Consider the following 14,281-nt stretch of genomic DNA (forward strand, 5'->3'; position numbering starts at 1 on the left):
GGCCCTGCGCCGTCTGAGAGGTGGGCTACGGGGATGAGTGTGGTCGGCACGAGCACTGCGCCGGAAGGGCGGGACATGCGCCGCACGCCCGCGCCCCGGCCCGCTGCCCCCACCGGGACAGACGGCCCCGCCGATGTCGGGGACCGCACCGAGATCCGGCTCGGCATCGACCCCGACCAGCTGCCCGACGGCCTCGTCGTCGCCGACGAGCACGGCCGGATCGTCTGCTTCAACGCCGCCGCCCAGCGCATCACCGCCGTACCGGCCGCCGAGGCCCTCGGCAGGCCCCTGGAGCGGGTCCTGCCCTTAGAGGACCTGGAGGGACGGCGCTGGTGGCAGCTCACCGACCCGTACGGCGGGCTCGCGATCCGGGTACGGCAGCCCGAGCGCAACCTGCTGCTGCCCGGAGGCCGGGAGGTGCTGGTCTCCGCCCGGTACGTGCGCGCCGAGCCCCTGGGGCCCGTACGGCGCGTCGTCGTCTCGCTGCGCGACACCGAGGCCCGCCGGCGCACCGAGCGCAGCCACGCCGAGCTGATCGCCACCGTCGCCCACGAGCTGCGTTCCCCGCTGACCTCCGTCAAGGGGTTCACCGCCACCCTCCTCGCCAAGTGGGAACGTTTCACCGACGACCAGAAGCGGCTGATGCTGGAGACCGTCGACGCCGATGCCGACCGCGTCACCCGGCTCATCGCCGAGCTGCTCGACATCTCCCGGATCGACAGCGGCCGGCTGGAGGTGCGCCGGCAGCCCGTCGACATAGGCGCGGCCGTCTCCCGGCACATCCAGGCCTACGTCGCCGCCGGCCAGCCCGCCGGCCGCTTCCTGCTCCGCATCGACCAGCCGCTGCCCGACCTGTGGGCCGACCCCGACAAGGTCGACCAGGTGCTGAGCAACCTCATCGAAAATGCCGTGCGGCACGGCGAGGGAACCGTCACCATTGACATCACGCCCACGGCGTCCCCCCGCGAGGGCGAGGAAACCGGCACGTCGGTCACGGTGAGCGACGAGGGGCCCGGCATCCCGGAGGAGTCCATGAACCGCGTCTTCACCCGCTTCTGGCGGGGCAGCAAGCGCGGTGGCACGGGCCTCGGGCTCTACATCGTCAAGGGCATCGTCGAGGCCCACGGCGGCCTCATCACGGTCGGCCGCGCCCCCGGCGGCGGCGCGGAATTCCGATTTACGCTGCCCGTGAGCGCACCGGCGTATCTCGCCTAGTGGGCCACGGGCGCATTCGCATTCCCCAACCCCGTTAGACTCGGCCTTTGGCACCTTTGTGTCCTGCACGCGGCCCTCAGCGCCGGTCATGGGGACCATTCAGCCAGCCAATCGGAAGCACGGGAAGAGATGTCGGCACCGAATAAGTCGTACGACCCTGTCGAGGTCGAGGCGTTGAAACCGGAAGAGATCGAGCGCATGCGGGACGAGGCGCTCGCCGCCTTCGCCGCCGCGGACTCCCTCGATGCGCTCCACGAGGCCAAGATCGCCCACACCGGCCCGGCCTCCCCGCTGGCCCTCGCCAACCGCGAGATCGGCGCCCTGCCCCCGCACGCCAAGGCCGAGGCCGGCAAGCGCGTCGGCATGGCCCGCGGCGCGGTGAACAAGGGCCTCGCCGCCCGCCAGAGCGAGCTGGAGGCCGAGCGCGACGCCCGAGTGCTGGTGGAGGAGGACGTCGACGTCACGCTGTCCCACGACCGTGTCCCGGCCGGCGCCCGCCACCCCCTGACCACGCTCTCCGAGCGGATCGAGGACATCTTCGTGGCCATGGGCTACGAGGTCGCCGAGGGCCCGCAGGTCGAGGCGGAGTGGTTCAACTTCGACGCCCTGAACATCGGCCCGGACCACCCGGCCCGCGGCGAGGCCGACACCTTCTTCGTGCAGGGCCCTGACGGCGGCACCGAGTCCGGTGTCGTGCTGCGCACCCACACCTCGCCCGTCCAGATCCGCTCCCTCCTCGACCGCGAGCTGCCGGTCTACGTGATCTGCCCCGGCCGCGTGTACCGCACCGACGAGCTGGACGCCACCCACACCCCGGTCTTCCACCAGGTCGAGCTGCTCGCGGTGGACGAGGGCCTGACCATGGCCGACCTCAAGGGAACCCTGGACCACATGGTCCAGTCCCTGTTCGGTGAGGGCATGAAGACCCGGCTGCGGCCGAACTTCTTCCCCTTCACCGAGCCGAGCGCCGAGATGGACATGCTCTGCTACGTGTGCAAGGGCGAGTCCGTCGGCAACCCCGACCGCCCCTGCCGCACCTGCTCCAGCGAGGGCTGGATCGAGCTGGGCGGCTGCGGCATGGTCAACCCGAAGGTGCTGACCGCCTGCGGCGTCGACCCGGAGAAGTACAGCGGCTTCGCCTTCGGGTTCGGCATCGAGCGGATGCTGATGTTCCGCCACAACGTCGAAGACATGCGAGACATGGTCGAGGGTGACGTCCGCTTCACCCGGCCGTTCGGGATGGAGATCTGATGCGGGTCCCGCTTTCTTGGCTGCGGGAGTACGTCGACCTGCCGGCTACCGAAACCGGCCGTGACGTCCAGGCCAAGCTCATTTCGGCAGGTCTGGAGGTCGAGACCGTCGAGCAGCTCGGCGCCGACCTCAAGGGTCCGCTGGTCGTCGGCCAGGTGCTGACCATCGAGGAGCTGGAGGGCTTCAAGAAGCCGATCCGCTTCTGCACCGTCGACGTCGGCCAGGCCAACGGCACCGGCGAGCCCCAGGAGATCGTCTGCGGCGCCCGCAACTTCGCGGTCGGCGACAAGGTCGTCGTGGTCCTCCCCGGCGCCACGCTGCCGGGCGGTTTCTCGATCGCCGCGCGCAAGACGTACGGCAAGACCTCCCACGGCATGATCTGCTCCAGCGACGAGCTGGGCATGGGCGACGACGGCAACCACGGCATCATCGTGCTGCCGCCGGAGACCGAGGTCGGCAAGAACGCCATCGAGCTGCTGGAGCTGGTCGACGAGGTCCTGGACATCGCCGTCACCGCCAACCGCGGCGACTGCCTGTCCATCCGCGGCGTGGCCCGCGAGACCGCCATCGCCTACGGCCTGCCGCTGCGCGACCCGGCCCTGATCGACGTACCGGCCCCGAACGCCTTCGGCTACCCGGTCCAGGTCTCCGACGCCCACGGCTGCGACCGCTTCACCGTCCGCACGGTGACCGGCCTGAGCCCCGAGGCGCGCTCCCCGATCTGGCTGCAGCGCCGCCTGCAGAAGGTCGGCATGCGCCCGATCTCGCTCGCCGTCGACGTCACGAACTACGTGATGATGGAGCTGGGCCAGCCCCTGCACGCCTACGACCGCACGCTGGTCCAGGGCACGATCGGCGTCCGCCGTGCCGCGGAGGGCGAGAAGCTCGTCACCCTCGACGGCGTCGAGCGCAAGCTGCACGCCGAGGACCTGGTCATCACCGACGAGCGCGGCCCGATCGGCCTCGCCGGCGTCATGGGCGGCGCCAACACGGAGATCGCCGACCACGATGCCACCGAGAACGGGGCGAACGCCTCGACGGACGTGGTCATCGAGGCCGCCCACTTCGACGCGATCTCGATCGCCCGCACGGCCCGCCGCCACAAGCTGCTGTCCGAGGCGTCCCGCCGCTTCGAGCGCGGCGTCGACCCGCAGGCCGCGGCCGCCGCCGCCCAGCGCACGGTGGACCTGCTGGTGCTGCTCGCGGGCGGCACCGCCGAGGCCGGTGTCACCGAGGTCGTCGCTCCGTCCGCGCCGCAGACCGTCACCATCCCGGCCAACCACCCGGACAAGGTCGCGGGTGTCGACTACGGCCGTGAGACGGTCGTGCGCCGTCTCCAGGAGGTCGGCTGCCATGTCGACGGGCAGGACGAGCTGGTCGTCACCGTCCCGTCCTGGCGTCCCGACCTGGCCGATCCCAACGACCTGGCCGAAGAGGTCATCCGCCTGGAGGGCTACGAGAACCTGCCCTCCACGCTGCCCAAGCTCCCCTCGGGCCGCGGCCTCACCCACCGGCAGCGGCTGCACCGCCGCGTCGGCCGGGCACTGGCCGGCGCCGGCTACGTCGAGGCGCCGAACTACCCGTTCCTCGGCGAGCAGGTCTTCGACCAGCTCGGCCTGGAGTCCGACGACCCGAAGCGCCGCGTCGTCAAGCTCGTCAACCCGCTCAACGACGAGGAGCCCGCGCTCCGTACGACGCTGCTGCCGGGCCTGCTCGGTGCCCTGCGGCGCAACGACGGCCGGGGCTCGCACGACCTGGCCCTCTTCGAGACCGGTCTGGTCTTCCTGCCGCGCGAGGAGCAGCGCGTCGCCGGGCACCTGCCCGTCGACCGCCGTCCCACCGACGAGGAGATCGCGCGGCTGAACGCCGCGCTGCCCGACCAGCCGCGGCACGTGGCCGTCGTCCTCACGGGCGCCCGCGAGCAGGCCGGCTGGTGGGGCGCAGGCCGCCCGGCCGGCTGGGCCGACGCGATCGAGGCGGCGCGTGCCGTCGCCCGCGAGACCGGTGCCGACCTGGTCGTCCGCAAGGGTCAGTACGGCCCGTGGCACCCCGGTCGCTGCGCCGAGCTGGTGGTCGTCGCCGACGGTGCGGAGCGCGTCGTGGGCCACGCCGGCGAACTGCACCCGCGTGTGGTGAAGGCCCTGGGTCTGCCTGAGCGCACCTGCGCGATGGAGCTGGACCTGGACGCCCTCGAGGCGGTGGGCGACGGTGTCCCGCAGGCGCCGAGGATCTCCACGTTCCCGGTCGCCACGCAGGACGTCGCCCTCGTCGTCGACAAGCCGATCCCGGCCACGGAGGTCGAGGCGGCGCTGCGCGAGGGAGCAGGTGAACTCCTGGAGTCCATCCGGCTGTTCGACGTGTATGAGAACGCCGAGCACCTGGGCGAGGGCAAGAAGTCCCTGGCGTATGCGCTCCGCTTCCGGGCCGGGGACCGGACGCTGACGGTTGATGAGGCGTCGGCCGCTCGGGATGCGGCTGTGGCCCTCGCCGGCGAGCGGACCGGGGCTGTGCTTCGGGGCTGATCGCCGTAGGGGTATCCCACCCGGGTCAACCTGCATAAATGCAGGTTGACCCGGGTGGGATCACTCTTTTGGGTGGGAACTCGGGGTGAACTGGTGCCCCCGGGGCATGCCGTCGACAGAATCGGACCGGCCTTTCGGGGTCGGTCCGTCTGCTCTGTCAGAGCCCACATGGGGGACCAGAGGCATGATCCGCATCAAGGCACGGGCACCCACCGCGAGGGGAGCCGTACTGCCCACGGTCTGGGGAGCCGCGGCGGTCGCCTACAAGTTCGGCTGCCCCCTCGCCCAGCAGAACGGGCTCGGCGCGCGCATCGTGACGTACGCCGTGTTCTTCGCCGTCGGCGCCGGGCTGATGTTCCACGTCCGCCGCACGCTGCTGCGCGAACTCCGGCAGGCCCGACGGGTCGCGGGCGCCGCGCAGAGCGTGGTGCTACGGCCCCCGCCGCCCCGGCTCGCCGGCCTGAATCTCGCCGCCGCCCAGCTCTCCGCCGACCGGGGCGCGAGCATCGGCGGGGACCTGTACGAGGCGGTCGCCACCGAGTACGGCGTCCGGGTCGTCATGGGGGATGTGCGAGGCCACGGGCTCGGCGCGCTCGGCACCGTCGCCGCCGTCCTCGGCAGCTTCCGCGAGGCGGCCCACGACGAGCCCGAACTCGGGCTCGTGCTCCGGAGACTGGAGCGTGCCCTGGCCCGGCACCTGCGTGAACGGGCCCGCGCCGAACACCCCTCGAACGGCGCCCCGGACCCCGACAACCCGGTCGCCGAGGAGTTCGTCACCCTCCTGCTGCTGGAAATCGGCAACGACGGCGAGCTGCGCACCCTCAACTGCGGCCATCCGTGGCCGTATCTGCTCCGCGGCACCAGCGTGCAGCTGCTGAGCCTCGCGGATCCGCTCCCGCCACTGGGCCCGTTCCCCCTGCCGACGGAGCTGACGGACTGCCCCTGCGGGCGGCTGCTGCCGGGTGACTCCCTGGTCCTGTACACGGACGGCGCGGAGGACGCGAGAGATGCCCGAGGCCGGTTCTTCTCCCTGCCGACAGTGCTGCGCGAGGCCGTGCGCGAGGCCCCGGTCTCACCCCAGACGGTCCTGCGCACCTTTTTCACGGCTCTCCTGCACCACACAGCGGGCAGACCCACGGACGACGTGGCGGTACTGGTCCTCCGAAACGACCGGAGCCGGGCGCTGTCCAACTCCCCAAAGGCGCGGGACGGTGACATCAACGGCTCCGCCGCGGGGGCGCGATCAGCCCCCACAGGCTCGCAGCCGACAGCGAACCGTTAGCCGCAGCCTCTTGGCCGCCCCCGGCCAAGCCGCCGCTGTTCGAGGGGGAGCCGGCGGCTTGGCCAGTCTCTTGCGAGGCACCCCAGTCAACCGACCCACCACGCTCCGCAACAGCGTGCACACACCCTGGATGCGCGCACTCGGTACACACCCCGTGTGAACGGACCCGCACTAGTCTGACTGCCACCACGCCACTTGGGGGGCATCCCATGCAGCCCAACACTCTGCTCGACGCGATCCTGGACGAGGCGGGGATCTCGCACGCCGGTCTCGCCGCCCACGTCAACCAGGCCGGCCGCAGGAGAGGGCTGACACTGCGGTACGAACACACCGCTGTCGCCCGGTGGTTGAAGGGGCAGCGGCCCCGAGGTCAGGTGCCCGACCTGATCTGCGAGGTGCTCGCGGTCCGGCTGCAGCGGTCCGTCACCCTGGACGACATCGGGCTCGGCGTGCCCGGTGAGCCGAGCAGCACGCACGCCGGTTCGCTGTCCGGCTTCGTGGAGCGGGCCACCGCGCTGTGGCGCTCCGACGAACAGCAGCGGCCTCATGTGCTGGGCGCCCCGGCCGTCACCGGCACCCCGGCCGTGATGCCGGTGTGGGAGTGGGAGAACCCGCCCGAGGACGTGGACGTCTCCCGGGGCGGCCGGCACCGCGTCACGACGGCCGACATCGAGATGCTGCGCTCCGCCCGCACCCACTACGAGCAGATGTACCGCAAGGCGGGCGGCATCGCGACCCGCACCCGCATCGTCGGCTTCCTCAACGCCGAGGCGGCGCCGTTGCTGCGCGGCAGCTACACCGATGCCACCGGCCGCCAACTGCACCGGGCCACGGGCGGGTTGGTGGCGATCGTCGGCATCTGCGCGTACGACTCCGACGCGCACGGACTCGCGCAGCGCTACTTCCACCAGGCGCTCAGGCTGGCAAAGGCCAGCGGCGACCGGGGACTTGGTGCGTACGTGATCGCGCTGCTGGTCAACCAGGCGCTGTACATGCGGGAGTTCCGGCAGGCCGTCGCCTTCGCGGAGGCCGCGCTGCGCGCCGCCGGAAAGCACATCACCCCGGCGCTCGCCTCCGACCTGTACGCGATGCAGGCGAAGGCGTACGCCCACCTCGGCGACTCCGGCAGCGCCCTGTCCTGCATCCGCCGGGCCGAGACGGCAGCCGAGCGCATCCGGCGCGGGTACGAGCCCGACGAGACCGGCTACGTCCAGCCCGGCCTCGTCAACGTCCAGGTGGCCGAGGCGCTGCTCAGCCTCGGTGAGCTGGCCGCCGCCGGGGAGCATGCCGCGGCGGCGGTGGACAACCCGGCCCACGACCGGGGGCGGGTGCACCGGCTCGCCATGCTCAGCACCATCGAACTGCGCCAGGGTCATGCCGACAAGGCGGTGGCCACGGCCGTGCAGATGGCCGAGCAGGCCCGCGGGATGGAGTCCCAGCGGCTGCGCGACAGACTGCGCGCGGTACGCGAGCACCTGGTGTGCAGCGGCTCCGCCGGAACCGCCGAAGCCGCCGAACTCATCGACGGCGCACTGCGCGTGCCGCTGTAGACGCACTGTGACTGCACCGTCCCTGCTGCGATATTGCCACTTACTCGGCGGAAGGTGGCAGAACCGTGCAGTGGACGAAACAGAACGAACAAACTGTGTATGAAAACCGCTGGTTCAGCGTCAATCTCGCAGATGTCGAGCTGCCGGACGGCCGGCACCTCGACCACTTCCTGATCCGGCTGCGGCCTGTGGCCGTGGCCACGGTGGTCAACGAGGCGGGCGAAGTCCTGCTGTTGTGGCGCCACCGCTTCATCACCGACAGCTGGGGGTGGGAACTGGCCGCGGGCGTCGTGGAGGACGGCGAGGACATAGCGAGCGCCGCCGCCAGGGAACTGGAGGAGGAGACCGGCTGGCGGCCGGGGCCCCTGCACCACCTCATGACCGTGGAGCCGTCCAACGGTCTCACCGACGCCCGGCACCACATCTACTGGTCCGACCGGGGTGAGTACGTCGGGCATCCCGTGGACGACTTCGAGTCGGACCGCCGGGAATGGGTCCCCCTCAAAGTCATCCCCGACCTGATCGCCCGTGGGGAGGTACCGGCCGCCAACATGGCGGCTGCGTTACTCCTGCTGCATCACCTCAGGCTCGCCGAGGGCTGACGGGCCAGAGGGCGAGAAGGCCGGAGAGCTAGTGGGCCAGCGTCTGCCAGACCGTGACGGCGAGCGCTCCCAGGGCCGCGAGCGCGGCGACCGACGGCAGCGGCCAGCGTGCGTGTTCCAGGGAGATCATGCGGGAGTTCAGCTCGTCCACTTCCTTGGCGGTCTCCTTGGTGCGGTGACTGAGCAGCGCCAGCCCGCCCTCGACGCGGGCGTACGCCACATCGAGGCGGCGACGTAACTCTGCGAGTTCCTCCTGGGCCACGGAATGATCGGAATCGGTGGTCACGGTTTCGTTCCCCTCTGTAGCCGGACGAGGTCGTTCCCCATCCCTTGCATGGGCATGATGAGTGAACTCGCCTGGTGGGCGCGTGGGGAGCGTGTGCGACGGGCATATGCGTGCCCGGCACGCACACGGCGTGTGAAACAGACGGGCCCGGCACCGCATCCGGTGCCGGGCCCGCAGGACGTCGCTCCCTGTAGTCAGACAGCTGGTCGGTCGTTGATCAGTTGTAGACGTAGAACCCCGAGCCGGTCTTCCGGCCGAGCCGGCCCGCCTCGACCATGCGCTGGAGCAGCGGGGGAGCGGCGTACAGCGGCTCCTTGTACTCGGCGTACATCGAGTTGGCGATGGAGACGATGGTGTCCAGGCCGATCAGGTCGGACAGCTTCAGCGGGCCCATCGGGTGGGCGCAGCCCATCTCCATGCCGTTGTCGATGTCCTCGCGGCTCGCGATGCCCGACTCGAACATGCGGATCGCGGACAGCAGGTAGGGCACGAGCAGCGCGTTGACCACGAAGCCGGAGCGGTCCTGGGCGCGGATGGCGTGCTTGCCGAGCACCTTCTCGGCGAACATCTGGGCGCGGCTGAGGGTGCCCTCGGAGGTGGTGAGCGCCGGGATCAGCTCGACGAGCTGCTGCACCGGGGCCGGGTTGAAGAAGTGGATGCCCACGACATGGTCGGGGCGGGAGGTGGCGACCGCCAGCTTCACCAGCGGGATCGAGGAGGTGTTGGAGGCCAGGATCGCGTCCGGCCGGGTCACCACCTGGTCGAGGACCTGGAAGATCTCGGTCTTCACGGCCTCGCTCTCCACCACGGCCTCGATCACCAGGTCACGGTCGGCGAACTCGCCGAGGTCCGTGGTGAAGCTGAGCCGCGCCTGCGTGGCGTCCCGCTCCTCCTCGCTGATCTTGCCGCGCTCGGCAGCCTTGGCCAAGGAGTTGAACAGCCGGGTACGGCCGATCTCCAGGGCCTCGCCGGTGGTCTCGGCGACCTTGACGTCCAGTCCCGCGCGGGCGCACACCTCGGCGATGCCCGCGCCCATCTGGCCGCAGCCCACGACTCCGACGCGCTCGATGTCGGTCACATCGTTCCCTTCGCTGGTTTGCCGGCTCTGGCAGGACCTCCGGGTGGGCGCCTGCTCCAAACGTGCACGTTACCGCCAAGTATCGATGATCGATCGTCCGGGTGGAGGCATCCTAGGGCCGAAAACGATCCGTGATGGAGCGGGTCCGGAGCGTATGGGGTGTGCTGATGGGGCGCATGTCACGGCGGGCCTTCACGCTGACGGCGCTGTCCACGCTGGCCACGGGCGCGGCAGCCCAGGGGATGGCCGGGGAGCCGGACCGGCCGCGGGCGACCGCCGAGATGCGGGGCGTGTGGCTCGCGACCGTCGTCAACCGGGACTGGCCCTCGCGGCCCGGCCTCACGGCCGCGGTCCAGCGCCAGGAGCTGATCGCCCACCTCGACAGGGCCGTCCGCAGCCGGCTCAACACGGTGATCCTCCAGGTGCGGCCCAGCGCGGACGCGCTGTGGCCCTCGCCGTACGAGCCCTGGTCGCACTACCTGACCGGCACCCAGGGGAAGAGTCCCGGCTGGGACCCGCTCGGCACGGCGGTGAAGGAGGCCCACGCGCGCGGCCTGCAGCTGCACGCCTGGTTCAACCCGTACCGGATCGCGATGCACACCGACCCGAAGCGCCTCGCCCCCGCGCACCCGGCCCGCAGGCACCCGGACTGGGCGGTGCCCTACGGCGGCAGGCTCTACTACAACCCCGGCCTGCCGAAAGTCCGTGCCTTCGTGCAGAAGGCCATGCTCGACGCGGTCGCCCGGTACCCGGTCGACGCGGTGCACTTCGACGACTACTTCTATCCGTATCCGGTCGCCGGACAGACCTTCGACGACGACGTGGCGTACGACACCTACGGCGGTGCCTTCTCCAGCCGGGCCGCCTGGCGGCGCGACAACATCGACAAGCTGGTGAAGGAGATGGCCGCCGGGATCAAGCGGGTCCGGCCCGGCACCCGGTTCGGGATCAGCCCCTTCGGGGTGTGGCGCAACGCCTCGACCGACTCGCGGGGCTCCAGCACACGCGCGGGCGTACAGACGTACGACGACCTGCACGCGGACACCCGGAAATGGGTCCGCAACCACTGGATCGACTACATCGTCCCGCAGCTGTACTGGCACATCGGCTTCGGCCCCGCCGACTACGAGACCCTGACCGCCTGGTGGGCGTCGGTCGCCAAGGGCACGAAGACACACCTCTACCTGGGCGAGGCGCTGTACAAGGCAGGGGCCGCAGGACAGCCCTCGGCCTGGCAGGACCCGGTCGAGCTGTCCCGGCACCTCACGCTCGCCGCCCGATATCCCGAGGTGCGCGGGCATGTGTTCTTCGCCGCCGGGGACGTGGCGGCGGACCCGATCGGGGCGCTGGCGCGGCTGGTCGCCGACCACTACCGGAAGCCGGCGACGCCACCGCGCTGAGGCTACTTCCGCCGGATTTCCGTGTGCCGGATCTCGGTGTCGGGACCGGGCGAGCAGACGCCCTCGTGCCCGTCCTGGAAGCGGACGCGGAACGGCGGGTTGCCCTCTTGGCCCATCACTTCGACGATCTCGCCGACCTTGTCGTGTTGGCCGACCACCCTGCCGTGCTGGATCAGCTGGTCGCCCTTGCGTGCGCGCATCTGGAGGCCCTCCTCACGATCACGACCGCTGAGTGACGGCGATGCACACGAGCACCGCGACGGCGGTCAGCGGAGCAGCCGCCGTGAAGTGCTCGCCCAGCAGCAGCGCCGACCACACCAGTGTGAGCAGCGGCTGAGCCAACTGCAACTGGCTGGCGCGCGGGATGCCGATGGCCGCCATCCCCCGGTACCAGACCAGCAGGCCGAGGAAGGTCGAGCCCACGGACACCCACAGCACGCCCACCACCCCGTGGACGGTCAGGTGCACCGGCTCGAACGACAGCCCCAGCGCGGCGGCCGGCGCGGTCAGCGGCAGGCACAGCACCAGCGCCCAGCCGACGACCTGCCAGCCCGGCATGACCCGGGCCAGCCGGCCGCCCTCGGTGTACCCGGCCGCGCACACCAGCAGCGCCGCGGACAGATAGCCGTCGGCCGCCGTGAGCGCGCCGCCGCTCTGGCCGATCGTGAAGGCGAGCACGGCTGCCGCGCCCGCCACGGCCGCCAGCCAGAACCGGCGCGAGGGCCGGTGGCCCATGCGCAGGGCGGAGAAGGCGGCGGTGGTCAGCGGCAGCAGGCCCACGACGACGGCGGCGTGCGCGGTGGTGGAGGTCTGCAGGGCGAGCGTGGTCAGCATCGGGAAGCCGAGCACCACTCCGGCGGCGACGACGGCGAGACCCGGCAGATGGCGCCGCGCGGGCAGCGGCACCCGCAGGGCCAGCAGACAACTGCCCGCGACGAGCGCGGCGAGCACGCTGCGCACGGCCACCAGGGACCAGGGGCCGAAGCTCTCCAGGCCCCAGGCGGTCGACGGGAAGGTCAGCGAGAAGGCGGTCACACCGAGGGCGGCCTGGACGGTGCCCAGGCCGGCGGCCCGGTGCTCGCGGGGAGTGGTGACTGCTATCGGCTTCGCGGTAGTAGCGCTACTCTGTGCTCTCATGCATGAGCGTAGCAGTGTGGGTGAGCTCGCGGAACAGCTGCGGAGAGAGCTGGACCGCTACTCGCCAGGTGGAAAGCTCCCGTCGAGCCGGGCCCTGGTCGAGCGGTTCCGGGTGAGCCCGGTGACCGTCTCGCGGGCGCTCGCCCAGCTGGCCGCCGAGGGGCTGGTGGTCACCCGGCCCGGCGCCGGCGCCTTCCGCGCCCGGCCACAGGAGACGCCCGCGCCCGCCGGGGACACCTCCTGGCAGGAGGTCGCGCTGAGCGCCGACGGCACCCCCGACCTCGTACCGCGCACGGTGGACGCCTCCGGGGTCACCGTCTCGCTCGCCGCGCCGCCGCCCGGCGTGCTGGAGTTCAGCGGCGGCTATCTGCACCCGTCCCTGCAGCCCGAGCGGGCGATGGCGGCGGCCCTGGCCCGCGCCGGACGGCGGCCCGGCGCCTGGGGCAGGCCGCCCCTGGAGGGGCTGCCCGAGCTGCGCGAGTGGTTCGCGCGCGGCATCGGCGGGGCCGTCAGCGCCGCCGAGGTGCTGATCGCCGCCGGCGGCCAGTCGGCGCTGGCCACCGCCCTGCGCGCGCTCGCCCCGCCCGGCGCGCCGGTGCTCGTGGAGTCGCCCACCTACCCGGGCATGCTCGCCCTCGCCCGCGCGGCCGGCCTGCGCCCGGTGCCGGTGCCGGTCGACTCCGAGGGTGTGAAGCCGCAGCTGCTCGCGGACGCCTTCAAGGCCAGCGGCGCCCGGGTGTTCGTCTGCCAGCCGCTGTTCCAGAACCCGACCGGCGCCGTGCTCGCCCCCGACCGGCGCGCCGAGGTGCTGCGCATCGCCCGCGCGGCCGGTGCCTTCGTCATCGAGGACGACTTCGTACGCCGCCTCGTCCACGCGGACTGCGGCCGGCTGCCCCGCCCGCTGGCCGCCGACGACCCCGATGGCGTCGTCGTCCACGTCGGCTCGCTGACCAAGGCGACCTCGCCCAGCTTCCGGGTGAGCGCGCTGGCCGCGCGCGGTCCCGTACTGGAACGCCTGCGCGCCATCCAGGTCGTGGACAGCTTCTTCGTCCCCCGGCCACTCCAGGAAGCGGCCCTGGAACTCGTCGGCTCCCCGGCCTGGCCCCGCCATCTGCGGGCGCTCTCGGCCGAGTTGAAGGCCCGCCGCGACGCCATGACGGCCGCGCTCGCGCTGCACCTGCCCGAACTCGCCGTCCCGCACGTGCCGTCCGGCGGGTACCAGCTCTGGGTGCGCCTCCCCGAGGGCACGGACGAGGCTGCCCTGACCGCCGCCGGCCTGCGCGCGGGCGTCGCCCTCACCCCCGGCCGCCCCTACTTCAGCGCCGAACCCCCCGCCCCCCACCTCCGGTTGAGCTTCGCGGCGGTCGCCGGCACCGGGGAGATCGCGGAGGGCGTACGACGGCTGCGCCAGGCGTGCGACGAGGTGCTGGGGACGCCGTGACCGGACGTGAGTACTCGCTCGACTCCGGCGTCCACGACCTGTGATGATCACGCCATGAGCGATGCACCGGGCCTTCCCGACGGCTACGAGTTCTCCGCCGACGCCGACCGCGTCGACGTCGAACGCGTCCACGGCTGGCTGTCGAACGACGCGTACTGGGCGATCGACCGGCCCCGCGACAAGCACGAGCGCGCGATGGCCTCCTCGATCAACTTCGGCGTCTACGCCACCGCCTCGGGGGAGCAGGTGGCGTACGCGCGCGTGGTGACCGACCTGGCGCTGTTCGCCTGGCTCGCCGACGTGTACGTCGACCCGTCGGCGCGCGGCAAGGGCCTCGGCACGGCGCTCGTGGGCGAGATCCGCGAGTACCTGCGGCCGTACGGGCTGCGCCGCATCCTGCTCGCCACGGCGGACGCGCACGGGGTGTACCAGAAGCTCGGCTTCCGGCCGCTCGACCGTCCCGGGGAGTGGATGATCCACCACTACGAGTAACTCTGACGCGCAACTCCCGCACCCT

General features: G+C 71.9%; 13 protein-coding genes. 9 read left to right on the forward strand and 4 right to left on the reverse strand.

Translation table 11 applies throughout. The annotated features are described in order from the left end of the window. Nucleotides 1–33: 33 nt before the first annotated feature. The 6 genes from ACWD3E_RS21595 (at nt 34) to ACWD3E_RS21620 (ending at nt 8,422) form a co-directional block, all read left to right on the forward strand. Nucleotides 34–1,215: an ATP-binding protein gene (locus tag ACWD3E_RS21595; RefSeq protein WP_451389157.1), complete on the forward strand. Its 1,182-nt coding sequence runs from the start codon at nt 34–36 to the stop codon at nt 1,213–1,215. A gap of 129 nt (nt 1,216–1,344) precedes the next feature. Further along, nucleotides 1,345–2,466 (forward strand): phenylalanine--tRNA ligase subunit alpha, encoded by a 1,122-nt coding sequence (pheS, locus tag ACWD3E_RS21600; RefSeq protein WP_451389158.1) that lies wholly within the window; start codon nt 1,345–1,347, stop codon nt 2,464–2,466. Further along, complete coding sequence (gene pheT / locus ACWD3E_RS21605; protein WP_451389159.1) at nt 2,466–4,988, forward strand: phenylalanine--tRNA ligase subunit beta; 2,523 nt, start codon at nt 2,466–2,468, stop codon at nt 4,986–4,988. The genes pheS and pheT overlap by 1 nt, the downstream gene beginning before the upstream one ends. A gap of 184 nt (nt 4,989–5,172) precedes the next feature. Then, complete coding sequence (locus ACWD3E_RS21610) at nt 5,173–6,270, forward strand: PP2C family protein-serine/threonine phosphatase (RefSeq protein ID WP_451389160.1); 1,098 nt, start codon at nt 5,173–5,175, stop codon at nt 6,268–6,270. A 209-nt stretch (nt 6,271–6,479) separates the two neighbouring features. Then, the gene (locus ACWD3E_RS21615) at nt 6,480–7,820 is read left to right on the forward strand and encodes a transcriptional regulator (protein ID WP_451389161.1); all 1,341 of its coding nucleotides are present in this window, start codon (nt 6,480–6,482) and stop codon (nt 7,818–7,820) included. A 65-nt stretch (nt 7,821–7,885) separates the two neighbouring features. Beyond that, nucleotides 7,886–8,422, forward strand: coding sequence for an NUDIX hydrolase (locus ACWD3E_RS21620; RefSeq protein ID WP_451389162.1), 537 nt, complete (start codon nt 7,886–7,888; stop codon nt 8,420–8,422). 28 nt (nt 8,423–8,450) lie between these two features. On the opposite strand, the gene ACWD3E_RS21625 is transcribed toward ACWD3E_RS21620, so the two are convergent. Together ACWD3E_RS21625 and ACWD3E_RS21630 are read right to left on the reverse strand one after the other, a co-directional pair. Next, a complete protein-coding gene (locus ACWD3E_RS21625) occupies nt 8,451–8,708 on the reverse strand; it encodes a hypothetical protein (RefSeq protein ID WP_451389163.1) in 258 nt (85 codons plus the stop codon). A gap of 217 nt (nt 8,709–8,925) precedes the next feature. Beyond that, nucleotides 8,926–9,786, reverse strand: a complete 861-nt coding sequence (locus ACWD3E_RS21630) for a 3-hydroxybutyryl-CoA dehydrogenase (RefSeq protein ID WP_451389164.1) — start codon at nt 9,784–9,786, stop codon at nt 8,926–8,928. A gap of 167 nt (nt 9,787–9,953) precedes the next feature. Here ACWD3E_RS21630 and ACWD3E_RS21635 point away from each other — a divergent pair, with 167 nt between their 5' ends. Further along, nucleotides 9,954–11,186 carry a glycoside hydrolase family 10 protein gene (locus ACWD3E_RS21635; RefSeq protein WP_451389165.1) on the forward strand — a complete coding sequence of 411 codons (1,233 nt, stop codon included), beginning with the start codon at nt 9,954–9,956 and terminating at the stop codon, nt 11,184–11,186. Nucleotides 11,187–11,188: 2 nt separating this feature from the next. Here the strand turns inward: ACWD3E_RS21635 and ACWD3E_RS21640 are convergent, their stop codons facing one another. Continuing rightward, complete coding sequence (locus ACWD3E_RS21640) at nt 11,189–11,386, reverse strand: DUF1918 domain-containing protein (RefSeq protein ID WP_451389166.1); 198 nt, start codon at nt 11,384–11,386, stop codon at nt 11,189–11,191. A gap of 19 nt (nt 11,387–11,405) precedes the next feature. After that, nucleotides 11,406–12,323 carry a DMT family transporter gene (locus ACWD3E_RS21645; RefSeq protein ID WP_451389167.1) on the reverse strand — a complete coding sequence of 306 codons (918 nt, stop codon included), beginning with the start codon at nt 12,321–12,323 and terminating at the stop codon, nt 11,406–11,408. On the opposite strand from ACWD3E_RS21645, the gene ACWD3E_RS21650 reads away from it, so the two are divergent. After that, complete coding sequence (locus tag ACWD3E_RS21650; protein WP_451389168.1) at nt 12,322–13,764, forward strand: aminotransferase-like domain-containing protein; 1,443 nt, start codon at nt 12,322–12,324, stop codon at nt 13,762–13,764. The genes ACWD3E_RS21645 and ACWD3E_RS21650 overlap by 2 nt on opposite strands. A gap of 54 nt (nt 13,765–13,818) precedes the next feature. Further along, nucleotides 13,819–14,256: a GNAT family N-acetyltransferase gene (locus ACWD3E_RS21655; protein WP_451389169.1), complete on the forward strand. Its 438-nt coding sequence runs from the start codon at nt 13,819–13,821 to the stop codon at nt 14,254–14,256. The last annotated feature ends 25 nt before the right edge of the window (nt 14,257–14,281 follow it).

The organism is Streptomyces sp. NPDC002676 (genome assembly GCF_053592455.1).

Coding starts and splice junctions, on each gene's coding strand:
- ACWD3E_RS21595 (WP_451389157.1), top strand. CDS start 34: ATGAGTGTGGTCGGCACGAGCACTGCGCCGGAAGGGCGGGACATGCGC.
- pheS (WP_451389158.1), top strand. CDS start 1,345: ATGTCGGCACCGAATAAGTCGTACGACCCTGTCGAGGTCGAGGCGTTG.
- pheT (WP_451389159.1), top strand. CDS start 2,466: ATGCGGGTCCCGCTTTCTTGGCTGCGGGAGTACGTCGACCTGCCGGCT.
- ACWD3E_RS21610 (WP_451389160.1), top strand. CDS start 5,173: ATGATCCGCATCAAGGCACGGGCACCCACCGCGAGGGGAGCCGTACTG.
- ACWD3E_RS21615 (WP_451389161.1), top strand. CDS start 6,480: ATGCAGCCCAACACTCTGCTCGACGCGATCCTGGACGAGGCGGGGATC.
- ACWD3E_RS21635 (WP_451389165.1), top strand. CDS start 9,954: ATGGGGCGCATGTCACGGCGGGCCTTCACGCTGACGGCGCTGTCCACG.
- ACWD3E_RS21640 (WP_451389166.1), bottom strand. CDS start 11,386: ATGCGCGCACGCAAGGGCGACCAGCTGATCCAGCACGGCAGGGTGGTC.
- ACWD3E_RS21650 (WP_451389168.1), top strand. CDS start 12,322: ATGCATGAGCGTAGCAGTGTGGGTGAGCTCGCGGAACAGCTGCGGAGA.
- ACWD3E_RS21645 (WP_451389167.1), bottom strand. CDS start 12,323: ATGAGAGCACAGAGTAGCGCTACTACCGCGAAGCCGATAGCAGTCACC.
- ACWD3E_RS21655 (WP_451389169.1), top strand. CDS start 13,819: ATGAGCGATGCACCGGGCCTTCCCGACGGCTACGAGTTCTCCGCCGAC.